This window comes from Luteococcus peritonei, assembly GCF_039526385.1.
Lineage (GTDB): Bacteria > Actinomycetota > Actinomycetes > Propionibacteriales > Propionibacteriaceae > Luteococcus > Luteococcus peritonei.
The window spans coordinates 65,910-87,842 of the sequence record NZ_BAAAIX010000015.1 but is presented as its reverse complement, the minus strand read 5'-3'; the positions used below and the strand labels follow the sequence as shown (position 1 = coordinate 87,842).

Annotated in this window: 19 protein-coding genes and 1 tRNA gene; 4 read left to right on the top strand and 16 right to left on the bottom strand. The window is 67.8% G+C overall.

Annotation, left to right across the window (positions count from 1 at the left end; translation table 11 throughout):
* Nucleotides 1-330: 330 nt before the first annotated feature.
* The 4 genes from ABD073_RS07180 to ABD073_RS07165 form a co-directional block, all read right to left on the bottom strand.
* Complete coding sequence (locus ABD073_RS07180; RefSeq protein ID WP_343873317.1) at nt 331-1,053, bottom strand: hypothetical protein; 723 nt, start codon at nt 1,051-1,053, stop codon at nt 331-333.
* 389 nt (nt 1,054-1,442) lie between these two features.
* A complete protein-coding gene (locus tag ABD073_RS07175; RefSeq protein WP_343873316.1) occupies nt 1,443-2,225 on the bottom strand; it encodes a hypothetical protein in 783 nt (260 codons plus the stop codon).
* Between the two features lie 77 nt (nt 2,226-2,302).
* A complete protein-coding gene (locus ABD073_RS07170; RefSeq protein WP_343873315.1) occupies nt 2,303-3,286 on the bottom strand; it encodes a hypothetical protein in 984 nt (327 codons plus the stop codon).
* A gap of 642 nt (nt 3,287-3,928) precedes the next feature.
* Nucleotides 3,929-4,471 carry a hypothetical protein gene (locus tag ABD073_RS07165; RefSeq protein WP_343873313.1) on the bottom strand — a complete coding sequence of 181 codons (543 nt, stop codon included), beginning with the start codon at nt 4,469-4,471 and terminating at the stop codon, nt 3,929-3,931.
* Nucleotides 4,472-5,267: 796 nt separating this feature from the next.
* Here ABD073_RS07165 and ABD073_RS07160 point away from each other — a divergent pair.
* Nucleotides 5,268-5,690 (top strand): hypothetical protein, encoded by a 423-nt coding sequence (locus ABD073_RS07160; protein ID WP_343873312.1) that lies wholly within the window; start codon nt 5,268-5,270, stop codon nt 5,688-5,690.
* Here the strand turns inward: ABD073_RS07160 and ABD073_RS07155 are convergent.
* The 10 genes from ABD073_RS07155 to ABD073_RS07110 all read right to left on the bottom strand — a co-directional run bounded on the left by ABD073_RS07155 (nt 5,681) and on the right by ABD073_RS07110 (nt 16,860).
* The gene (locus ABD073_RS07155; RefSeq protein WP_343873311.1) at nt 5,681-6,406 is read right to left on the bottom strand and encodes a hypothetical protein; all 726 of its coding nucleotides are present in this window, start codon (nt 6,404-6,406) and stop codon (nt 5,681-5,683) included. The two genes, ABD073_RS07160 and ABD073_RS07155, sit on opposite strands and share 10 nt — an antisense overlap.
* A gap of 103 nt (nt 6,407-6,509) precedes the next feature.
* Entirely contained in the window at nt 6,510-7,448 is a 939-nt protein-coding gene (locus tag ABD073_RS07150; RefSeq protein ID WP_343873310.1) for a BsuBI/PstI family type II restriction endonuclease, read from the bottom strand.
* Nucleotides 7,445-8,806 carry an Eco57I restriction-modification methylase domain-containing protein gene (locus ABD073_RS07145; protein ID WP_343873309.1) on the bottom strand — a complete coding sequence of 454 codons (1,362 nt, stop codon included), beginning with the start codon at nt 8,804-8,806 and terminating at the stop codon, nt 7,445-7,447. The genes ABD073_RS07150 and ABD073_RS07145 overlap by 4 nt, the downstream gene beginning before the upstream one ends.
* Nucleotides 8,807-9,017: 211 nt before the next feature.
* A tRNA-Pro gene (locus ABD073_RS07140) sits at nt 9,018-9,090 on the bottom strand.
* A gap of 195 nt (nt 9,091-9,285) precedes the next feature.
* Nucleotides 9,286-9,573 carry a membrane protein insertion efficiency factor YidD gene (yidD, locus tag ABD073_RS07135; RefSeq protein ID WP_343873308.1) on the bottom strand — a complete coding sequence of 96 codons (288 nt, stop codon included), beginning with the start codon at nt 9,571-9,573 and terminating at the stop codon, nt 9,286-9,288.
* A gap of 9 nt (nt 9,574-9,582) precedes the next feature.
* Nucleotides 9,583-10,278 carry a type 1 glutamine amidotransferase domain-containing protein gene (locus ABD073_RS07130; RefSeq protein ID WP_343873306.1) on the bottom strand — a complete coding sequence of 232 codons (696 nt, stop codon included), beginning with the start codon at nt 10,276-10,278 and terminating at the stop codon, nt 9,583-9,585.
* A gap of 97 nt (nt 10,279-10,375) precedes the next feature.
* Complete coding sequence (locus ABD073_RS07125) at nt 10,376-11,203, bottom strand: alpha/beta fold hydrolase (protein ID WP_343873305.1); 828 nt, start codon at nt 11,201-11,203, stop codon at nt 10,376-10,378.
* Nucleotides 11,204-11,218: 15 nt separating this feature from the next.
* A complete protein-coding gene (lysX, locus tag ABD073_RS07120) occupies nt 11,219-14,482 on the bottom strand; it encodes a bifunctional lysylphosphatidylglycerol synthetase/lysine--tRNA ligase LysX (RefSeq protein WP_343873304.1) in 3,264 nt (1,087 codons plus the stop codon).
* 129 nt (nt 14,483-14,611) lie between these two features.
* On the bottom strand, nt 14,612-16,072 hold the full coding sequence (locus tag ABD073_RS07115) for a hypothetical protein (protein WP_343873303.1): 1,461 nt from the start codon (nt 16,070-16,072) through the stop codon (nt 14,612-14,614).
* Entirely contained in the window at nt 16,045-16,860 is an 816-nt protein-coding gene (locus tag ABD073_RS07110; protein ID WP_343873302.1) for an Fpg/Nei family DNA glycosylase, read from the bottom strand. Before ABD073_RS07110 ends, ABD073_RS07115 begins: the two co-directional genes overlap by 28 nt.
* A 32-nt stretch (nt 16,861-16,892) precedes the next feature.
* Here ABD073_RS07110 and ABD073_RS07105 point away from each other — a divergent pair, with 32 nt between their 5' ends.
* The gene (locus tag ABD073_RS07105) at nt 16,893-17,093 is read left to right on the top strand and encodes a hypothetical protein (RefSeq protein ID WP_343873301.1); all 201 of its coding nucleotides are present in this window, start codon (nt 16,893-16,895) and stop codon (nt 17,091-17,093) included.
* A gap of 34 nt (nt 17,094-17,127) precedes the next feature.
* Here the strand turns inward: ABD073_RS07105 and ABD073_RS07100 are convergent, their stop codons facing one another.
* Nucleotides 17,128-17,583, bottom strand: a complete 456-nt coding sequence (locus ABD073_RS07100; protein WP_343873300.1) for a ribose-5-phosphate isomerase — start codon at nt 17,581-17,583, stop codon at nt 17,128-17,130.
* Nucleotides 17,584-17,636: 53 nt separating this feature from the next.
* Between ABD073_RS07100 and ABD073_RS07095 the strand changes: the two genes are divergently transcribed.
* Complete coding sequence (locus ABD073_RS07095; protein WP_343873299.1) at nt 17,637-18,896, top strand: GNAT family N-acetyltransferase; 1,260 nt, start codon at nt 17,637-17,639, stop codon at nt 18,894-18,896.
* 80 nt (nt 18,897-18,976) lie between these two features.
* Nucleotides 18,977-19,531 carry a DUF1707 SHOCT-like domain-containing protein gene (locus ABD073_RS07090; RefSeq protein WP_343873298.1) on the top strand — a complete coding sequence of 185 codons (555 nt, stop codon included), beginning with the start codon at nt 18,977-18,979 and terminating at the stop codon, nt 19,529-19,531.
* 60 nt (nt 19,532-19,591) lie between these two features.
* On the opposite strand, the gene ligA is transcribed toward ABD073_RS07090, so the two are convergent.
* On the bottom strand, nt 19,592-21,730 hold the full coding sequence (gene ligA / locus ABD073_RS07085) for an NAD-dependent DNA ligase LigA (protein WP_343873342.1): 2,139 nt from the start codon (nt 21,728-21,730) through the stop codon (nt 19,592-19,594).
* Between the last annotated feature and the right edge of the window lie 203 nt (nt 21,731-21,933).

Here is a 21,933-nt window from a genome sequence, read left to right as displayed (position 1 = left end):
CATACGCTGCCAGCCGCTCCCGCGCGCCCGCGTATTCACCACGCCCTGAACAAGGTTGGGGTCCTACTCCTTCATCCCTTGTCGCGCTCGCAACTCGGGACATAGATGAGAGGTTCCGGAGTATCTACACGCGAGGGCCTCACCCATCTACCTCACGTGTCCTCAGTGCAATCGCTAATCGGCCTGCACCCTGCCGTGCGGGTCTCCGAGTTGCCTCGTTGTTCGTTCCCGCCGTTCGCGCCCTGTTGAGTTCTTATACCTCTAATATAGGCCCTTAGCATGGACATTGCAAACACGCAAGTCGAAATCCCGCCTCAGTCTTCAGGAAAGTCAGGCGGCAACACGGAGGCGACGATTGGAGCGAGCCCAGTCGAGCACAGCATCCTGAGCAGCCACGACCTCATTGCGCACGGTCCTGTCAGTCACGTCAGCCATGCGTGCGACCTGCACTTGTGTGTAACCGAGCCCCAACAGCGTGAGGATGACCACGCGCTGCTGCCTACGCTGCTCAACGCGGCGTCCTGTGATGGATTCGCACGCACGGTCGATGAGGAAGCCCTCATCGACGGCTTCTTCGTACTCCCGTGACGCCTCGCATGTGCTGGCGTCATGTACCTCTGCATCAAACTCGGTGCCGACGAGGGTGAGCGACGTGCGGTAGCTGCGGTTGTCCTCGCCACCCTCGGTCACGGACGGGACATCGGTCAGGCCGTCGAGGGAGGAATGGCGCTGGTAGACGAGCTTCTGCGCCCATCCTGACGCGCGCTTGCTGATGTGCTCCCAGTCATGCCCTGCTGCGATGCCCACGAGGGCGTGCTCTACGAGTACCTCATAGAGGTATATGAGACGAGCCGTGTCGAGACATCCATGCTTGTAGACCGCGTTGACCACATGCGGAGCGACGAGGTGACAGATGAGACGAGAGCTGTCCTCGCCTGCACGCACCCTCTCCAGCTCGCGTGCGGCTTCGGCGTCTGAGGAGATGGTTCGGCCCAGTTCTCGCATGGCCGGTGGGACGATGCTGTCAATAACTTCTGCTGGGTTGTTGCCCATGATGGCTTCCCGCGCATCCCACCCTGACTACACGTTCCATCAGGATTTTCAGCGGGAGATGCCATGGCTTATCGGGATGCGCGTTGGAGGTTCAAAAAAATGACTGCCTCTGTTGCATCGCCCGACGCCGCAAGCCTTTTTTCACATCATGTGAAGTGGCTCTGTTGCCATCACCTCCGCCGCACCCTGAGCTATCAGGAGGGAGCGGGCTGCCGGAGGATTTCGTTCCCTGTTGCTCTACTACTAATTTACCGCCTCGCGCCGCCCCCTGCATAGACCCCAGTCATGCGCAAGCACCTCCGCAGCATCAAAACGCTCTGACTAGGGGAAACGCAATCTGCGGTTCAGAAACCCTTCAGCAACGGCATTTCATCTTCAGAATTCGCTCGTCAGATGAGGTCGAAAAGCCCACCGAACAGCTCGTCCAAGAGGCTGGCCTGCTGTGCATGCTGGGGCTCAGGATGCTGCTCAATCCACTGCACGGCCTTCTCACGTGCCGCCGTGCGTAGGTCGTCATCAGCATCGTCATGGAACAGGGCAATGCACGCTGCTTCACCCCCGGCTTCTCCAAAGAGCAGCGCTTCGCGTACTGACCTGTCCTCATCACCCGCCAGATGAAGAACAGCCTCCCGATTGCGCTCCATGCTTACCCTGCTGGCCACCTCACGACGGACTCGTGGAGCCCTGTCCGATGCCATGATGTTGTGTGTCTCGGGGATGAGCTTGGCTACCTCAATACGCTCCCTGACTGACCCGGACTGTGCGACTTCCTCGACCGAACGGATGCCTTTTTTGAGCATCGTATTCAACGCCGTCGCCCTGACCGCTGGCGTGCCATTCATCTCTGCCTGTCTGAGCACCTCGATTGACGCGCGTGGGTTTCCTGCGACGTGCATGAGTGTCAGATGGTCGCCCCTGTCTCGACAGACCTGCGCGAGAACCGAGAGTTCATAACGGTCGGCAGTTTGTGCACGTCGGCGCAGCTCCTGCGTTGTCATGCGATGCCACTCCGGTTCCCGTCCGGCGATGCGCTCGGCCTCGATGCGTACGTCCATGTCTGGGTCGGTGAGTGCGTTCTCCGGCGGTTCCTCACCGGACTGAAGCATGGCCACGCGCTGCTCTGCTGTCGCCCCTCGATAGGCCCGGCTGGCATGAGGCATGACCGCACTCATGCGTGCAGCACGTCGCCTCTCAGAGCGGGCTGCACTACTGCAACATGTGCACGTGCAGGCACTGTGACTACCGCACATCAGGCTGCCCTCGCACCTTCAGCAGGGCGGACACTTTCTTGCTTGCGTGTACCCCATCCGATTTGCTCGCGCACCCACATCGCACCCGCGTCAATGGCTGCGAGTGCTTGCGGGTTGTCCGTTGTCGGGGCCGTACCCATGAGCACACGCGCCACGTCACCGGCGATGGACAGACGGGCCTTCTTGACCTGCTCACTGGGGCGCGTTCCATCGGGCATCGGAGCGAAGCGCGTCCACTGCCCGGCCATGAACATCCACCAGCGCGCAGAGGCGTTTGAGTGCTTCTTCTCGATGCGCTTAATGATGGTCTTCGCTGCGTCACGTTGCAGTGCTGCATCCCCGCGATGACTGAGCACGACACGCAGCATGGCCTGCATCCACTCCTGCAATTCGTCGGGGTTCTTCGGTGCGGGAGTGATGTCATTCCGCGTGCTCTTGACTGCTGCGAGTGAGGCCACGCGCTCGGCCTTCTTGGTGTCGTAGGAGGCCTGCAACTCGCAGCGCTTCTCGACTGCTCCATGACGCTGCGCCACATCATCGAGCCATGTCGTGAGCCACTGTGCATCCCATGCCATCCATGCGTCGAAACCCTCGGCCTTCAGGAGCGAGCGAGCCTTCGAGTGCGCTTGCCTCCCCATGGTCTCGGGCAGCTCATCGAACCCGAGGTCGCACTGTCGAACGGCCTCCACGAATGCTGCGCCCCCAAGTGCGTCCCACCCCTCATGGGAGGCTGACAGGATGACGCGGGCAAGCGGGCTCTTGACTGCGAGGCATGTGGGGTCAGCGAGCACGTCGATGGCGTCCATGCAGGTGGCGTTGGCGAGCACGGACGGACGGCGTGCTCGGGTGACCTTCCAGACGCTCGCATGCCCGGCGCGCTTGCGATGCTCGGTAATCCATCCCTGCTGCACGGCATGGCGCAGTTGCGGGGCGGCGCTCTGCAAACCAAGGCGCAGACCAAGCGTCAGGGCGGAGGTCTGCACACAGGATTGAAGAGCGACGCCATCTGCATCGCGTGAGGAGAGGAGTTGTGTCCCAAGGACGGCCATGGCGCGGCGTGTCAATGGGGTGCCCTTTGAGCGTTGGTCAGATGGGGCCACTACGGAATAGAGAACCCGGCGTGCGTTGGAAATTGCGCGACGGTCGGAAGAGGAAGCCCGCGAATCGCGGCATGCCGTCCAGACCGAGGGCATGCGGTACGCAAATGGCTTCATGTCCGGGCGAGCCTTGCACAGGGTGCGCAGCGTCTTGGTTCTTGACCAGTTCTGCGATTGGGCCCATGTGGATACTGACCACAGACAGGGCATGGGGTCTCCTGTAAGGAGATGCTTCGGAATTATGTCGTTCATACTTAAACCATACATTGCGTCGAGACGAAGTCGTAGACGCAAGTGTGTTGGTTGTGATATGGGCGGCATTGATTACGAGCTTTCACGCTTACGGAGGCACAATTTGTCGTGGTGTGGTACAGGAAACCTTCAGGGAACGTCATTCGAGGTACTGACAAGGACAGCAAGAAGCACGCTCTCCGTGGCAACGCGTCGCATCGTCATGAATGGATTTGATTACAGCAGCACTACGGAATGACGCTGGGGATGTCTAGTGATGAGCGTGGCTGACGATGGTTACTTATTCTCCTCCTTCTCCCTCTCACCCTCGATGAAACGCGAGATGTAACCGTCCATGTCCTGCATCTCTCCCGTCGCGTCGCCCACCGTGACCGAGAGGCACGCCAGATGCATACGCGGTGAAAGCCGACGCCTCTCCCGAGCCATCCAGCACACCACACGCAGTGCAATTTCCCAGTGCTCAGGTGCATCGTCTTCAAGGTCGAGCAGTGCGGAGAAGACTGGCCCCAACGCGACGCACGACGCATGCACAAGCACGGCCACACGTGGGTCAAGATAAGCGGGAAGACATGACTGGAAAAGCGTCAGGTCGGCGTCATCACCGGCGGCGGAACACCCGAGGTCTTCGCGTGTCATGAGCGCAGTTCCATCGGCTGTCCAGACACCCCACGAACCGATGGCATCCTCGGGCACATTGTCGGTGCGATGTGACGGCGTGAGCATGGCCCAACCCGGTGCAAGCTCGATGTTTGCGACGCATCCATACGCGCGCAACAGCATGGCCATGGACGCGCACGCATCGACGCGAGCCTGCATCACCTCGCGCCCCAAAATGCACCGAGCACGATGCGCAGTGGAGGGGTGTGTGAGTGGGTCAGCCAGCGAGAAAACAGTGGCCGCAAGTGCGTCACTGAGCGTCCATGGATTGGAGACGCTGAGTGTTCCAGAGCGGGTGGAAAGTGGCGTCGTCATGCAGCATCACAATGTCAGCCTCGACCCGTCTTCCTACGGCAGGGTGAGGGGTGCTCTGGGTAGTACGGGATTGGTCGGACCACATGTCTGGAAGCGCGCCCCGGCCCAACCCCCTCCTGACTGCATACCGAAAATTGAGAGACGTGCAGGGTGGAAGGGTGTCGGGACCGGATAGCGCAACCCGGCCAACACGCTGCTGCACAGGGCTCTCTCGACATCTGCGCACTCGACTGCCTCGGTGTGTGGATGGCTGCGCAGGCAGGGTCGCTACGCGGGAGCTGCGCAGGCCATTGAAGAGTTGCGCAGATGCTCAGCGTCATGAGGGCGAAAGGGGTGCTGCGCAGGCAGGGGGGGTGCTGCGCGTCATGAGTGGGTGAGTAGATGCTGCGCAGGGGTGCGGGGAGCAGGGCAGAGACGGGCGGAGATGTACTCGCTGCGTTCGTGCTGACGAGGTCGCACATGAGCGCGGCAAGAGCACGCGATGAGAGCCCGAGAGCAGTGCAAGAAGGCGAAGAGCGACGGGCACCAGAGCGCCAAGACGAGCACCGAAGGAGAGTGGAACGGCGACAAGACGAGTAGTGATGGGGGGTGAGCAGACGCAATGAGAGAAGAGCAATCGAGTTGCGTCATGGCGAGGCGAGCGATGAGCCATCAGGACGCCGCGCGAGCGCCAGCGAGCGCCTCATCATTGACTCATCGCCGCCGCCAGCGCATCTTCATCACGTACGTCACCGCCACCACACGGCTATCGCCGGAACCGTGCTCGCGTACGCTCGCAGCCATGGACGGACTCGACCTGCTGCTGGTCAGTGATGCTCTGAGAGAGTGGTGCATCCGTCATGGTCTCGATGCACCGAGGGTGGCCGGACTACTTGCATCAGGGCGCACTCTGATGCCCGGGATGCCTGCCGAAATCTACGCCGTGCCACGTCAGGAGATGACGGCATCAGACCTCGCTCGCCTGTCCCGTGAAGCCTCCGAAGTGCTCGGGTGGGAGTGCCTGCTGTGGTGCGCCATGCCCGGCGAGGAGAACCTGCTGCCGGGCGAGCGCGTGACCTACCTGTGAGACGTTGTCGAGCGCTGGATGTACAGGTTCATCGCCGTGAGTTGCATCAGTGCAGAGGCGTAGCAAGCGGTCACGAACGCGTCGTCGTTGAGGGAGACAACCGCCGTTGACCCACCCGGGATGTCCAGCCGGTAGGCCTTGTCCGTGAGTCCCAGCGTTGCACCCATGTCACCGTGCATCACACCCGAGAGTTCACGCCAGCGCAGCAGGTGAAAGGTCGCCTCATCGGGGAAGCGGTCGAACACGCTGGTGAGTTTTGGCAACTCGTTGGTGACCACAATCTTCTGACCCATCTGGTCCTTCGTCATGCCCAACGAGGTGGCTTCCTCGATGTACCGCTGTCGTATCTGGCCATCACGCGCCCGCGCCTTGGCTACCTCCTCGTGGTCATCAGCCTTGGCCAGCTTCACCTTCAGGTCAAAGCGCGCCGTGTGTGACTTCTGCTCTGACCACGCGACACGAAGAGCCCTTCGCAGCCGTTCCTCCCGGGTGTCCGGCGAGAGCATCCAGACGGGGTAGAAGGCCGCTTCAAAGGCTGGCCTGATGAGGTTCCATGGGGCATGCGGACGGATGGGTGAGCCGCTCTGCAACATCTCCTCCAGCGCCTTCTGGTTGTCCCGTGCCACACCGATGAAAGTGCTGGCGTGGATGTACGCACGTTGGCCAGTCTTGTCTCGCTCGTCAAAGGCGCGGTCGGTCAAAGGCATCTGCGTCATGGCATAGGTGTCTGCCCGCCCGACTTCCTCATCACGCTGGTCAAGTGCCTGCCAGACGCGGGGTAAATCACCCAGTTGCAACGGCTCGCCAGTGACGAACCCTCTACTGCTCATACGGGCCGAGGAAGCGCGAGCCGTTGAAGTGCATCATGTGGTCCGGCGAGTCTGCACACCATGCCTCGCTTTCCCACGCGATGGACGCCAGATACTTGCGCATGATGGCGCGGGTGGGGAAGCACGAGACGAAAACAAGGCCAGCTGAGCAGTCCTTGAACAGCGCGCTCAACTCCCGGTGGCGCTTGGCATCGACGGGACCGTGTGAGGAACAAGCCTCCATGAGGAAGAGCCAGTTCCTGTCCCGCAGGTAGACCACGAGGTCGGGCATCTTGCCATGTGCGTCAACGGTGACACCCAGCTCGGCGAAGACATCTGCGTCGTGATGGGCCCACTTGTCTGAAGCATCCCCGATGTAGAGCACCTCTCCACCGGGAGTGAAGCGAGGGCAGAAGTCTTCAACCATGTCCCGCACGAGCACGTTCTGACCACCCGGGGACAGGGCGACCTGCTCACCACCCGGCATGGTCACTGGGATGAGGTCGAGTTCCCGTGCCTTGGCGTAGGCAGCGACGAGCCCCGGCTGGTCTTCTAGGTACTGGTCCCGGGCAGACTCCCAGACATCAGTGCCATAGGTCTGGATGGCAGCAAGCGCGGCGTCAGTGATGCGGTAGTTCCACTTTGGGCTGTTCACTGGGCGGTCGGGCTTGTCCGCGTTCTCCTCCACCATGCCTGCCTCGACGAACTGGTGCAGAGTGAAGCGCCTGACGGTCTCGCGCGTGTTGGCCGCATACTCGACGCCGTACTCGTCACGAATCCAGTCCATGATGGCCCGAGTGCCCAGCATGGGATTGGACGAACCAGCCCACCCCGAGCCTTGCTTCAACTTCAGCAGTGCGAGGAAGACGTGGGCTGAGCGTTCATTGGACCTCTCAGCGTCGAATCCCAGCTCGGACAGCAGTTCTCGGGCTTCCTCGGTGCGGGTCATAGCAACTCCTCAACAGCGCTGTCGATGGCTTCCTGTGAGGGCATTCTGACACCTCGACCCGAACCGAGCTGCCGCAACACGTCGAGGGATGGGTACGGCATTCCTCGCAGGTCGGTCGCGTTCACCTGCGTGTGCCCGGAGAATGACCGGAAGTAGGTATCCACTGCCGTCGAGTTCAGCCACAGCGCCAGCCCCACTGCCGTGTCTTGGTCAGGGCATGCGACGACGTTGGTCTTGTTGTCGTAGGCAACCGGGGTCTCGCTCACATGCACCCCAGCAACCACGCGACGCTTCTCCTCCTTGGCCGAGAAGCGTTTCACAATGACATACACGCCTGCGGGAACGAGGTACTTACGCTCCTCTTCGGGTGAGCAGACGAACCCCTGTGGCTTGCCAACCTCTCGCGGCCACTCCACCATCCCGCCATGGACGTTGCCTTGGTAGACCATGGGAAATGTGTTCTCCCCCGGCTCCACAAGGTGGTCGCGGCTACGGAAGTCCACCACCTTGCCAGTCGAGACTGTCAATCCCACAGCCGAAAGAGGAACACCGGGCAGCTCTCGTTCGGCACCAGTAGGGATGCGCACGAAACGCTCAGGGTCAGTGGGCACCACCACACGGCACACTGACACCGACTGGGGCTCGCCATCATCAAAGACCAACTCAATGTCTCCCTGTGGTGCTCCTCGGGTACCGGTGAGGATGACATTCTCTTGAAGCACCTTGGCGTCCGAGAACAGCGATGAGCGAGAGGCAAAACTCTGCAAACGGTCGATGCTGATGTGGTCGAGCATGTGGTGACGGAAGCGCTTGAAGTACGGCCCGTTTGCCCATGAGCGGGGAACAATCGCTGCCATCTGCCCACACTCACGCAGATGCAGGTAACCCACGGCCATGAAAGCCGCATAGAAGTTCGGCGTCTCGACCCCCAGATGAGCCATGGCCCGACGCTCGGCAGATGCGGCAGCGAGCTTGCCGTAGGGAGGATTCATCACCACCACGTCGTAGTCTTCACCCAGCTCGCCCGTAACAGCCAGCTCCAGCACATCACCATGGATGACACGGGCATTGAGAGCGTCAACAGTCTGGTGTAGGTAGGGAACGACATCGCCGTCCAGCTCCACACACGTGATGTCCAGCGACAGGCCCGGGATGTCGCATGCACGGTCTGCCAGTGCAGCAGTCAGTGCCCCCGCTCCCGCACCGATGTCGAGAACTCGCAGCGTGCCTTGTTCAGGGAGTCGAAGCCCCTTCACCACCTGCTCGGCAAGGCGTGCAGGTGTGAAGAACTGCCCGTGCTCGGACTTCATGGTTGGCAGAACTTCGACGCGGATGGCCTCGGCAACGCTCAATGACATGCTCGCCAGACTAGTGCCGTGGACCGACAGACCAACTGACCTCACCCTGCGGCCCTCGCGGATGTAACACCCAGGTGTAACACTTGGCCTCAGAATCGGCTGTTTCGTGTCATTGGCAGGCCCACAACACAACACTCGCCCGAGAGCCAAGGAAGCTCTCGGGCGAGTGTTTCACCTAGTCACCGCGTATGGAGTGGTGACCTTCTTGTTGTCGGGGCGACAGGACTCGAACCTGCGGTCTCCTGCTCCCAAAGCAGGCGCGCTAGCCACTACGCTACGCCCCGGTGTCCGGCCCCCGAGGGGACTGCGAACTCCACGAGTCTAGACCACGCGGCGGCGCGGAGCACCCAGGCCGATCCCCCGCGCGGCAGCGACCAGCGGCCCTGGCACCCGGACATGCCCTCCCCAGCGCCCAGACGCAACGAAGGGCGGGCTGGAAATCCAGCCCGCCCCTCGTCGTGCGTCCAAGCCCTCGAGGCTCAGAAGCGGAAGGGAATCGGGATCGGGCCGCAGCAGCAGACGCCCTCCACCCGGGTGTCCATGCCGCCGGCGCGCAGGCCACGCGCGGAGCTGGCGCAGCGGGCGAACTGGGCGGCGGCCGGAACGGCAGCACCCAGGGCGCCACGGTTGGCCACGGCCTCGCGGATCACGGTGGAGCAGGTGCCCTTGCCGGCCACGCCGGAGGCGCAGCGCCAGCCCTTGCGGGCCGACAGGTGCGTGCGGTAGCCGTCCACCAGCTTGAGGGCAGCGGTGTCGATGAATCCCATGTCAGTTCCTCACTTCTTCTTGAGCAGCTTGACGACGGCCTCGCCGACGCCAGTGGCACTCATCGGGTTCTGTCCGGTGACGAGCTTGCCGTCCACCACGACCTTCTCCGCCATCGGGCGCAGCGCCTTGGTGTACTTCGCACCGCGCTCCTTGAGCCGGTCCTGCAGGCTGAAGGGCACCACGTCGTCGCGCCCGGCCAGCTTCTCCTCGGTCCAGGAGAAGCCGGTCACCTTGCGACCCTTGACCAGCGGCACGCCGTCGACGTCCACCTCCACCAGGCCGCACGGGCCGTGGCAGACGGCGGAGACCACCTTGTCCTGGCGGGCGAAGTCGGCCACCAGCTCCTGCAGCGCCGGGTCGGCGAAGTCGAACATGGTGCCGTGGCCACCGGTCAGGTAGATGGCGTCGTAGTCCTCGGCGCGCACCTGGCGCACGCTGCGGGTACGGTCCAGCAGGTCCATGAAGGAACGGTCCTGGTAGTGCTTCTTGGTGCCGCCCATCGCCAGCACCGGCGCGCTCAGGCTCTCCGGGTCCAGCGGCACGTCGCCACCGGCGATGCTCACCACGTCCACCGGGTGCCCGGCCTTGGTCAGCACGTCCCAGAAGTGGGTCAGCTCCCCCAGCCACAGGCCGGTGCGGTAGCCGGCGTCACGGTACTCCGAAGCGCTCGTCACGACGGCGAGCACCTTCTTGGTCTTGGCCATGATCGTCCTTTCGTCGGCCATCCATGCTGACCGAATCCTGCCCGCACCACGGCACCCCCACGGGTGGGAGCGGCCCCGGTTCGTCATGGGCGAACAGTCACCGCAGCCCCTTGACGGCCCGGGCGATGGCATCGGGGCGGTCCAGCATCATCAGGTGCTTGGAGCCGTCCACCACCACCTGCCCCCCGCCCAGCAGCCGGGCCAGCCGCAGCTGGTCGGGGATCTCACGTCCCCCGTCGGAGTCGGCCGCGCTCAGCACCACCACGGGCACGGCGGGCCAGGGCCGCTGGGTGCGCAGCTGCTGCAGGTCCCAGCCCTGGTGCTCGTAGGCGAAACTCTCCGCGGTGGCCATCAGCAGGCTCTGCCGATCGGCGTAGATCGCGGGCAACCTCCCGTAGCCGAGCCGGGAGAACTGCCAGGTGCTCTGCAGCGCCGTCCCCAGCCGCCACACCAGCCCTGCCAGCCGGTTCAGGTTGAGGGTGTCCACCAGCTCGACTCCCCGGGTCGCCAGACCCGCCGTGGGCGTCGACGGCGCCCGGGAGTACCACTCCACCGAACCGTCCACCATCACGATCCCCGACACCAGGTCGGGCCGGATCCGGGCCAGGGCCTCGGCGTGGAAGGAGGCCATCGAGTGCGCCACCAGCACTGCCCCGCGCACTCCCCGCGAGTCCAGCAGCGCCGCCAAGGAGTCGACCTCCTCCAGCAGCGTCGGCATCCGGCCGGGCCAGCGGGTACCACCCATGCCCGGCCGGTCGTAGGCCAGCACGTGGCGGCCCTCCAGCAGCCGGTTCAGCTCACGCCAGTACTCCATCGCCAGACCGCAGCCGCTCATCAGCACGACGGCAGGCCCGTCTCCGCGACGCTCGCGCCAGTGCATCCATCGTCCGGCGAAACGCCCCACCTGTCCCCGGGGATCGATCATCGTGCCTCTCCAGTCTCAGCGGCGCGGCCGCACCAGCGGGAAGGCGATCACCTCGCGGATCGAGCCCCCCGCCACCAGCATGGCGAGCCGGTCAAGCCCGATGCCCAGGCCACCGGTGGGCGGCATGCCGTACTCCAGCGCCTCCAGGAAGTCCTCGTCCACCTCCATCGCCTCCGGGTCCCCACCTGCGGCCAGCAGCGACTGCTCGGTGAGCCGCTGGCGCTGCACCACCGGGTCCACCAGCTCGGAATAGGCGGTGCCCAGCTCGGAGCCGAAGACCACCAGGTCCCAGCGCTCAGCCAGCCGGGCGTCGTCGCGGTGGGGCCGGGTCAGCGGCGAGACCTCGGCCGGGAAGTCGCAGTAGAAGGTGGGCTCCACGGTCACCTTCTCGCACAGCCGCTCGTAGAGCTCGTCGAGCACGGCACCACGGCTGGCTCGCGGGTCCACCTCGATGCCCAGTCGGGAGCAGTGGCGCACCAGCTCGGACCTGGGGGTGTCGGCGCTCACCTGCTCCCCCAGCCCGGCCGAGATGCCCTCGTGCACCGGCACCCAGCGCCACGGAGCGGCCAGATCCACCTCGTGCACCTGCCCGTCGGGTCCGGTGCCGCGCACCAGGGTGCTGCCGGTGGCCTCCAGCGCGGCGCGACGCACGAACTCCTGCGTCAGGTCGCGCATCGTGTGGTAGTCGCCGTGGGCCTGGTAGGCCTCGATGACGCTGAACTCCGGGTTGTGCGTGGCGTCGGCGCCCTCGTTGCGAAAGTTGCGCCCGATCTCGAAGACCCGGTCGAAGCCGCCCACCATCAGCCGCTTCAGGAAGAGCTCGGGCGCGATGCGCAGGTAGAGGTCCAGGTCGTAGGCATTGATGTGGGTGCGGAAGGGCCGCGCATTCGCGCCGCCGTGCACGGTCTGCAGGATCGGGGTCTCCACCTCCAGGAAGTCGTGATCCAGCATGGTGGCGCGGACCGCCTGGATGGCGCGGCTGCGGGCGGTGATCCGGTCACGGCTGGAGGCATTGACGATGAAGTCCAGGTAGCGACGGCGCACCAGCTGCTCCGGGTCGCTGATGCCGGCGTGCTTGTCGGGCAGCGGTCGCAGGCACTTGCTGGTGAGCTGCCAGCCGTCCACCAGCAGGCTCGGGGTGCCGGTGCGCGAGGCGCCGACGACACCAGTGAGCGCCACCTGGTCGCCCAGGCTGGTGGTGCGGTTGAAGCGGGCCAGCTCCTGGCGGCCCAGCGTGGCGGCGTCCAGCAGGGCCTGCCCGGCGCCGCTGGAGTCCTGCAGTCGCACGAAGACCACCCCGCCGTGGTTGCTCACCCCGACGATCCGTCCGCCGACGTGCAGCGGGCTTCCTGCCGGCTCCCCGATCCGCACCAGGTGGTCGACCACACCGGTGGTCACCGGGTAGGGCTGGACGTCCTCGGCCAGCAGGCGGCGACGGGTCTCCATCCGCACCCTCATCTGCTCGGGCAGCCGAGGCGCCGGCAGTTCCAGGGCCGGGCGCTCCAGGAAGGAGACCACCCGCGGGTCCTCGGGGCTGACGGGGCGCTGCTCCAGCGGGGGCAGCGGGTTCATCCAGCGCGGCAGCTCGATCTGGCCCTCGGCCACGCCCATCGCGGTGCCCACCTGGGCCAGGTCGGCGGGGTCCTCGTAGACCAGGTAGCGCGGTTGCCAGGTGGGGGCGTACTTCACGTTGGAGCGGTAGAGCTGCTCGATCTGGAACCAGCGCGACAGGCCCACCACGGCCCGTCGTTGGGCCCGCTGCAGGGCCGTGGCACCCACCCGCTCGCCCTCCTCGAGCGTGCTGCGCAGCACGGCGAAGTTCATCGACACCCGACGCAGGCCCATCTCGCGACCGGCGGCCATCAGCCCGCAGACCATCAGCTCGGTGATGCCGTTGTCAGCTTCCGGGTTGCGACGCATCACGTCCAGCGACAACCCGTCGCGCCCCCACGGCACGAAGGAGAGCAGCCCCGCGGTCCGCTCCCCCTCATGGCCCTCGGGGAAGATGGCCTGCACCATCAGGCAGCGCCCGTCGAGCGGGTCGCCCAGCCGGTTCAGCGCCATGGAGAAACCACGGTCCTCCCCCTCTCGCCAGGCATCGGCCAGGTCGATCAGGTGCTCCAGCTCGGCGGCGGGGATGTTCTCGTGGCGCCGCACCTGCACGGTGTAGCCGGCGCGCTGCAGGCGACGCACGGCGGTGCGCACGGCATGCAGCTCGCGAGCCTCCAGGTCGAAGCTGGCGGGCTTCAGGATCGCCTCGTCGCCCACCCGCACGGCCCGCAGGCCGGCCTGGACGTAGGCGGCGGCACCGGTCTCGGAGGCGCCCACCACGCCGGGCGTCCAGCCGTAGTGACGGCTCAGCTCTAGCCAGGCCTCGATCGCCTCGGGCCAGTCCTCGCGTCGTCCCAGTGGGTCACCGGCCGCCAGGCAGGTGCCCATCTCGACCCGGTAGGCCACCGCAGAGCTGTGACGCGCGCCGAAGACGGCCTGCTTGTCGCGTCGCAGCGCGAAGTAGCCCAGCGAGTCCTCCGGGTTCTCCTCCAGCAGACGACGCAGCTCCAGCTCGTCGTCCAGCTGCAGGTGCGCCCGGGAGCGCTGGGAGCGCAGCAGCACCAGCAGCGAGACCAACAGGCTCGCGGCCGCCAGCAGGCCCACCAGCAGCTGCACCCAGCCGGGCACCATCCGGGGCCCCTGGGCGGCGCTGCCGTTGACCATGTGCTCGATGATGCTGAGCAGGCGCGAGCGTGGGCGGCCCTCGTGCCCGGTCACCGATCCCAGCAGGTAGCCGACGGTCAGCGTCGCGGACATGGTGACCAGCAGGGTGAGCAGCGCCTTGCGGATGTTGCCGGGGGTCAACCGGGCCGAGAACTGGCGACGCGAGAGCAGCAGGGCCAGCAGCAGGATCCCGACGCTGACGGTGTTGAACAGGTAGGGGACCAGGGCGGTGTCCAGCTCGCCCATCGCCTCGCCCCGCAGCCGGCGCCAGCCGAACAGCCCCCACAGGCTCACCGAGGTCAGCCAGGCCAGGCCCAGCCAGATGGTGGCCATCCACCAGGCGGCGCGCTTGCGGCGCATCAGGGAGGCGCCGACGATGGCGAAGAGCGCCGCCAGGCCGAGCCCGCCCTCGTCGACCGGGAAGACCACCGTGCTGAAGACATCCACCAGCAGGTGCACCCAGCGGGTCCCCCGGAAGACCTCGCGCAGCACGATCAGCATCGCGGCGACGTAGAAGAGGCGGGAGACCAGGTGCGGCGCGAGCCGGCGGAGCTTGTCGGTCATGCGCCCAGTCTTCCACCGCGCGGGCTCGCCACCGGGCCTGCGCCACGCCCCGGGGAGCGACCCTCGGACCGCGGTCCCACTACTGAGGACGGGAGTCGTACCTGTGCCGGCGCCGGGGTCCGACGGCACTCACCACTGCAGCCAGGCCAGCGCCTCGTCCTCGCAGTGCTCGGCGAGCAGCCGGCCCTTGGCCAGGTCGCGGGCGCTGCCCAGGGCGACGGGCCAGCGGTCCTGTCCCCCGGGCACGCACCAGTTCTCGGCCAGGGCGCCGGTGACCGCCCAGACCAGGGCCCGGGTGACCTGGTCGACGGTGCGACCCGGCAGTCCGGCTCCGAGCAGGGCTGCCAGGCGCAGTGCCTCGTCGGGCAGCTCCCCGCCAGGCCGCATCGCCAGCAGCTCCGTGCGCCGGATGGCGTCGGCCACCTGGGCCAGCCCCACCGGCTGGCGCACACCGTCGCCGGGGGTCCGCTCCGGGACGGCCGGCGGCTGTCCGGCGAGCTGCAGGGCGAGGTTGGCGTGCAGCATCGCCAGGGTGGCACCGGGCACCGGCGCGAGCCGGCGCACCAGGGGGGCCAGCGCATCCACCATGTCGGGCTCTGCGGTGCGCATCACCTGGTCGGCCAGGGCTGCGACGGCCAGCGGTTCCGCGGCGCCGGGTCGGGCCACCAGCTCCTCGACGGACTGGCTCAGCAGCTCTGCGGCCTCCTGGCCGCTGGCCTCGGCCGCCAGCGCACGCCCCAGCAGGAAGACCTGCGGTGCGCTCAGGGTGCGCGGGTCGGCCGCCAGCAGCCGCTCGCCGGCCCGGGCCACCACCTCCCGCTCCGGTGGCACCCAGGCCAGCTCCATGTCGGTGGTGCCGCGCCCGGCATGCACCTGGGCGATGTGGACGCCCGGCTGCGCCGTGAGCACGGTGGCCTCGTCGTCCTCCAGGATGCCGATCCCGGCGGCCTCGACGGCGGCATCGGGCAGGTGCAGCTCCACCACGTCGTCGGCGGCCAGCACGGTGCGCTCGGGCCACCAGGCGGGCAGGGCTGCCGCCTGCATCCGCTCGTCGCGCAGCCAGTCGGCCCGCCAGCCCACCTGGTAGACCGCCCCCGGGCTGCCCTTCGGGGCGAGGCGCACGGGAAGGTCGGTGAGCCAGATGCAGTCCTCGCTGAAGCGGCTGCGGCCGCGCAGCTGGGTGAAGGTGAGCAGCCGTCCGTCGGGGTCGCCCATGTCGATGCTGATGCTGCCCTCCGCCCCGGCGAGCCAGGTGCGCGCGGGCCAGGCGGTGTCCAGCTCCAGCCAGCAGGCGGGCACGGTGATCTGGTTCGCGGTCTGGTTGCTGATCTGCACCCGCAGGGTCCAGGTGTCGTCCAGCACCTGGCGCACCACGGCGGTGGCGCCCTCGCAGCTGAAGCGCTGCTCGATCTCGTCGGCCAGCAGCTCGCAGCCCACCTGCCGCCAGCCGGGGGCGAAGCGCACCACCAGTCGCGCGATGGCGTCGGTCTCTGAACCCGCCAGACGCACGTGCGTGAGCGCGCCGTCGTCGGTGACCTGGAGCTCCAGGCCCTGCCAGGCGATCATCGGCCGCGCTGGCAGGTCGGGCACCAGTACAGGTTGCGTCCCTCCAGGTCCTGGGTGCGCACCTCGGTGCCGCAGACCCAGCAGGGCAGGCCGGCACGCCGGTAGACGTAGACCTCTCCCCCGTGCCGGTCGACGCGCGGCTCGCGGCCCATCTGCTCCGGGGTGTGCTCCAGCTCCACGGTGTCGATCCGTCCCACCTCGACCCCGGCACGCATCAGCACCACCAGGTCGGCCCAGATGGCTTCCCAGGTGGAGCGCTTCAGTCGGTTGCCGGGCGTGGTGGGACGCACCCGGTGCCGGAAGAGCACCTCTGCGCGGTAGATGTTGCCCACGCCCGCGGTGACCTTCTGGTCCATCAGCAGCGAGGCGATCGAGCGATTGGAGCGGTGGATCCGCTGCCAGGCCACCTCCGGGTCGGCGTCCAGCCGGATCGGGTCGGGGCCCAGCTTCGCGATCTGCTCCTGCTGCTCGACGGCGCCGATCAGCCGGCACATCTGGGGGCCGTGCAGGTCCGCCGCGGTGGAGCCGTCGGTGATCCGCAGCCGCACCGCGCCGCGCGGCTCGGCCAGCGGAGCGAAGAAGAACTTGCCGATCAGGCCCAGGTGGATGTGCACCACGTGCTCGGGTGCATCGGCGTCGAAGTCGATGAACAGGTGCTTGCCGCAGGCGCTGGCGCCCTGCACCCGGCTGCCGTCCAGCAGGGCGGCGGCCTCGGCGAAGCGGCCCTGCGGCGAGCTCACGCGCACCGGCTGGTCGCCGAAGTGCTGCATGGTGGCCTGCGCGAGGCGGTGGATGACGTGGCCCTCTGGCATGGTTTCCCTCCTGCTCGGACTAGCATTCCACCATGGCAGACGAGCGCAGCTTCATCCGGGGACGCGGCGACGGTCAGCGCCGCGAGTTCGGACGCGACGGGATCTCCGGGCTGGTGGACGCCGACCGGGCGGTGCGGGCGCGCGAGGTCAGCCGTCCGCGCGAGCAGGACCGGGTGCAGGCCTCCCTCGTGCTCGACTCCCTGCTGCGCCGGGCCACCGGACGTCGCCGCTGAACCGGCGTCGCCGACGGCCCGACGGCCAGCGCGCTCAGCCGCGGTGGGCGTCCTCGTAGCTGCTCATCTTGGCCACGCGACGGGCGTGGCGCTCCTCCTGGGTGAAGGGCTGCTCCAGGAAGGCCTGGACAATCTCCCAGCCCTCCTCGTTGCCGGTGAAGCGCGCGCCCAGCGAGACCACGTTGGCATTGTTGTGCTCGCGGCCCAGGCGGGCGATCTCCACGCTGTAGGCCAGGATCGCGCGGCAGCCCTTGACCCGGTTGGCGGCCAGCTGCTCGCCGTTGCCGGAGCCGCCCAGCACGATGCCGAGGCTCTCGGGGTCGGCCACCACGGCCTCGGCGCAGGGGATGCAGGTGTCGGGGTAGTCGTCCTCGGCGTCGTAGGCGGCCGCACCGTGGTCGACGACCTCGTGACCGGCGCCGCGCAGCTGCTCGACGAGGTACTCCTTCAGCTCGAAGGCTGCATGGTCGGTGGCAATGTGTACGCGCATGCCGCAACTATTCCAGATGCGCCCGCCTCTGGGCAGCCGCTAGCCTCCCCGCCATGGAGATGCAGCACGACATCCACACCCGCACCGCCACCGGTGAGCTCGACCCGAGCGACCGCGCCCTGCTGGGCGCCATCCGGACCGGCTTCAACCAGGGCGCCTCGAGCGAGGAGAACGACCAGCGCTGGTGGGCCACCTCGGTGCAGGACGCGCACCGCTTCCGCTATGCCACCCGCCGACCGCTGGTCACCGGTCTGGGGCTCGACGAGCGCCCGGTGGCCACCTTCGGCTCCTTCACCCACACCGTGAACGTGGGCGGCGGCCGGCTGCTGGAGGCCGACTTCATCACCGACGTGACCGTGCGCACCACCGACCGCCGGCAGGGACTGCTGCGGCGGATGATGACCGACGAGCTCACCTGTGCACGCGACCAGGGCCTGGCCCTGGCCACGCTGACCGCCAGCGAGGGCAGCATCTACGGGCGTTTCGGCTTCGGTGTCGCCACCCGCGCCCAGCGCGTCGAGGTGGAGGCCAGCGAACGATTCCAGCTGCGACGACAGCCGGCGGCCGTGGTGGAGCAGGCCGATCCCCCCGCCATCGCGGACCTGCTGGAGCGGCTCCACGCCGAGGCGCATGCCCGCTACCGGGGCAGCCACCAGCCTCCGGCCTTCCGGCGCGCCTGGCTGAGCGGGGAATGGGACTGGGACACCATGGCGGCCTCCACCAAGCTGCGCGCCGCCGTCGCCGTGCGCGACGGGCAGGTGGTGGGGGCACTCACCCACGAGCTCACCGACGAGGCGGAGCACACCACCGTGCTGGACCTGGTGGGCGACGACGACGCGGCGCTGGCGCTGTGGCAGCACCTGGCCCGGCTCGACCTGGTCAGCACGATCCGCTACGGCTGCCTGCAGGACGGCAGCCCGCTGCGCGCCGCCCTGGTCGACCAGCGCGTGGTCACCACCAAGGCCGACCGCGACCAGTGCTGGCTGCGGCTGCTCGACGTGCCGCGGGCGCTGGCCGAACGTGGCTGGGACGGCGACGGCGAGGTGGTGCTCAAGGTCGGCGACCCGATGGGCCTGGCCGACGGCTGCTCGCGGCTGCACGTGAGCCAGGGCCGGGCCACCGTGGAGGCCGCCGCGGCCGACCAGGCGGAGGTGGACTGCCCGGTGGACGCCCTGGCCGAGGCCTACCTCGGGCTCACCTCGATCGCGGTGCTGGCCGCGGCCGGGCGCGTGACGGGCGAACCGGAGGCGATGCGGCGACTGGGCCGGATGCTCGCCGTGGACCGGCCGCCGCGCAACAGCATCGTCTTCTGAGCCCTACCTCCGCAGGGGGTGGGAGCGTCGTCGGGATCAGGCCCGGGCTGCTGCAAGCGGCGGCTGGCTAGCCTTCTGCCATGGACTTCAGCCGCACCCTGCTCAGCGACGACGACCGCGCCCGGGCGCTCGACGCCCTCACCGAGCACTACGTCGACCGGCGGCTCGGCCTGGACGAGCACGACCGGCGCTCCACCGCCGTCCTGCAGGCCCGCACCGTGGCCGACCTGGACGAGCCCTTCGACGGGCTGCCCGGCGGCGCCCCCTTCGAGGCGGGCCCCAGCGGGCAGCCGGTGCTGCGCCCGGCGGTGGTGGCCAGCAGCAGCCAGCAGGCCGAGGCCGAGCGCGCCGAACTGGCCGAGCTGGTCCGCAAGGGCAAGGTGATGGACAAGGTGGACGCCGTGGTGGGCACCCTGTGCTTCGGCACCTTCGTGGTGCTGCAGTTCTTCACCGAGGTGGACCACGCCTGGCTCGCCATCGTGGTGGGCCTGGTGCTCAGCCTCACGGCCCGCGCCGTCGTCGGTTTCGACGATGACGACGAGGAGGACTACGAGCAGATCAAGGAGCAGCAGGCCGAGGAACGCGCCGAGCGGCGCCGGCTGGCGATGCAGCACCGCGCCGAGCTGGAGCGCTGAGCCCGCAGCCGGCCACCACAGCCCCAGCTGACCGCGCCCTGTGGGCTGACCGCACCGTCCTCAGCTGACCGCCTGCGGCCCGCCCTCCAGCAGCCGCACGAAGCCCGCCTCGTCCAGGATCGGACGGCCCAGCTCCTCAGCCTTGGCCGCCTTGGAGCCGGCATTCTCCCCCACCACGACGAAGTCGGTCTTCTTGCTGACGCTGCCCGAGGCCTTGCCGCCGCGCTGGATGATCGCCTCCTTGGCCCCGTCGCGGGTGAAGCCCTCCAGCCCGCCGGTGACCACGACGGTGAGCCCCTCCAGGGTGCGCTCGATGGACTCGTCGCGCTCGTCAGCCATCCGCACCCCCGCCTGACGCCAGCGCTCGACGATGTCGAGGTGCCAGTCGACGGTGAACCACTCCACCACCGCCTCGGCGATCACCCGCCCGACGCCCTCGGTGTCGGCCAGCTGGTCCACGTCGGCCTCGCGGATGGCGTCCAGCGAGGCGAAACGGGTGGCCAGCGCGCGCGCCGCAGTGGGCCCCACATGGCGGATGGACAGCGCCACCAGCACCCGCCACAGCGGCTGGTCCTTGGCCCTGGCCAGGTTGTCGAGCAGCTTGGTGCCGTTGGCCGAGAGCACGCGTCCCGCCACGATGCCGGGAGCGGGCACCTTCTCCGGGGCCTTCAGCTCGGCCGGCTTGGCCGCCCGGGTGTAGGCCTCGACGCGCACCAGGTCGGTGGCGGTCAGGTCGAACAGGGTGGACTCGTCGGTCAGCACGCCGGAGGCCAGCAGGGCGTCGGCGCCCTGGAAGCCGAGCGCCTCGATGTCGAAGCCGGAACGTGAGGCCAGCGCGAACAGCCGCTCACGCAGCTGGCTGGGGCAGGTGCGCGAGTTCGGACAGCGGATGTCCTTGTCGCCCTCTTTCTCCGGGCGCAGCTCGGCGCCGCAGGAGGGGCAGTGGGTGGGCATCACGAACTCGCGCTCGCTGCCGTCGCGCAGCTCGGTGACCGGGCCCAGGATCTCCGGGATCACATCACCGGCCTTGCGCAGCACGACGGTGTCGCCGATCAGCACCCCTTTGCGCTTCACGTCGTAGCCGTTGTGCAGGGTGGCCATGGAGACCGTCGAGCCGGCCACCTTCACCGGCTGCATCACGCCGAAGGGCGTCACCCGGCCGGTGCGACCCACGTTCACCTGGATGTCCAGCAGCGTGGTGTTCACCTCCTCCGGCGGGTACTTGTAGGCGATCGCCCAGCGCGGCGCGCGGCTGGTGGTGCCCAGCCGGCCCTGGTGGGCCAGCTCGTCCACCTTGACGACGATGCCGTCGATCTCATGGCTCACGTCGTGGCGGTGCTCGCCGTAGTGGGCGACGAAGTCCTGCACCTGGGCGGGCTCGTCCAGCACCTTGTAGTAGGGCGAGGTGGGCAGGCCCCAGCTCTTGAGCAGCTCGTAGGCCTCGGACTGGCGGGTGATCTCCAGGCCGGTGCGCGCCCCGATGCCGTGCACCAGCATGTCCAGCGGGCGGGTGGCGGTCACGGACGGGTCCTTCTGGCGCAGCGAGCCGGCCGCCGCATTGCGCGGGTTCGCGAAGGGCGCCTTGCCGGCCTCCACCAGCGAGGCGTTCAGGTCCGCGAAGGCTTCCACCGGGAAGAAGACCTCACCGCGCACCTCCAGCAGCTCGGGCAGGTCGGTGCCGTGCAGCTCGTGCGGGATCGAGGCCACCGTCATGATGTTCGGGGTCACGTCCTCCCCCACCCGGCCGTCACCGCGGGTGGCCGCCCGCACCAGGCGGCCCTTCTCGTAGGTGAGGTTGATGGCCAGGCCGTCGATCTTGAGCTCGCACAGGTAGTGCGCACCGGCGCCGACGGTGCGCTCGGTGCGGGCCAGCCACTCGTCCAGCTCGTCGGCGCTGAAGACATTGTCCAGGCTGAGCATCCGCTCGGCGTGGGTGACGGGCGCGAAGTCGGTCATCCGCTGCGCCGCGCCCACCTTCTGGGTGGGCGAGTCGGGCGTGCGCAGCTCCGGGAAGTCGTCCTCCAGGCGCTGCAGCTCGCGCATCAACTGGTCGTACTCCGCATCGGAGATGGTGGGCGCGTCGGCGGCGTAGTAGGCCTCCTGCGCGTCGGTGATCCGCTCGGCCAGCTCGTGCCAACGGTGCCGCTCGTCACTGCCCGCCTCCGGCGCGGCCTGGGTCTGCTCGGCCGCCTGCTGCAGGGCCTCGGCGGAGATCTCGGCGCCCTCGTCGGTGGGCTGCAGCTCGACGGGCTGGGTGGTGGAAGGCTCGGTCACGGCGTCCATGATGCCGCAGGCCACCGACAATTCCGCCACCCCGCGGCCGGTGGTCCCAGGGCTGCTGGACCCGGACAGCCGCCCGCTTGGTCACGAAGCGGTCACGAAGCCCGTCGCCCGGCCCGATC

Coding starts and splice junctions, on each gene's coding strand:
- ABD073_RS07100 (WP_343873300.1), bottom strand. CDS start 17,583: ATGCGCGTACACATTGCCACCGACCATGCAGCCTTCGAGCTGAAGGAG.
- yidD (WP_343873308.1), bottom strand. CDS start 9,573: ATGGGATTCATCGACACCGCTGCCCTCAAGCTGGTGGACGGCTACCGC.
- ABD073_RS07090 (WP_343873298.1), top strand. CDS start 18,977: ATGGACTTCAGCCGCACCCTGCTCAGCGACGACGACCGCGCCCGGGCG.
- ABD073_RS07150 (WP_343873310.1), bottom strand. CDS start 7,448: ATGACCCGCACCGAGGAAGCCCGAGAACTGCTGTCCGAGCTGGGATTC.
- ABD073_RS07110 (WP_343873302.1), bottom strand. CDS start 16,860: ATGCCAGAGGGCCACGTCATCCACCGCCTCGCGCAGGCCACCATGCAG.
- ABD073_RS07155 (WP_343873311.1), bottom strand. CDS start 6,406: ATGACGCAGATGCCTTTGACCGACCGCGCCTTTGACGAGCGAGACAAG.
- ABD073_RS07175 (WP_343873316.1), bottom strand. CDS start 2,225: ATGAGTGCGGTCATGCCTCATGCCAGCCGGGCCTATCGAGGGGCGACA.
- lysX (WP_343873304.1), bottom strand. CDS start 14,482: ATGACCGACAAGCTCCGCCGGCTCGCGCCGCACCTGGTCTCCCGCCTC.
- ABD073_RS07105 (WP_343873301.1), top strand. CDS start 16,893: ATGGCAGACGAGCGCAGCTTCATCCGGGGACGCGGCGACGGTCAGCGC.
- ABD073_RS07125 (WP_343873305.1), bottom strand. CDS start 11,203: ATGATCGATCCCCGGGGACAGGTGGGGCGTTTCGCCGGACGATGGATG.
- ABD073_RS07160 (WP_343873312.1), top strand. CDS start 5,268: ATGAGCCATCAGGACGCCGCGCGAGCGCCAGCGAGCGCCTCATCATTG.
- ABD073_RS07180 (WP_343873317.1), bottom strand. CDS start 1,053: ATGGGCAACAACCCAGCAGAAGTTATTGACAGCATCGTCCCACCGGCC.
- ABD073_RS07145 (WP_343873309.1), bottom strand. CDS start 8,806: ATGTCATTGAGCGTTGCCGAGGCCATCCGCGTCGAAGTTCTGCCAACC.
- ABD073_RS07130 (WP_343873306.1), bottom strand. CDS start 10,278: ATGGCCAAGACCAAGAAGGTGCTCGCCGTCGTGACGAGCGCTTCGGAG.
- ABD073_RS07095 (WP_343873299.1), top strand. CDS start 17,637: ATGGAGATGCAGCACGACATCCACACCCGCACCGCCACCGGTGAGCTC.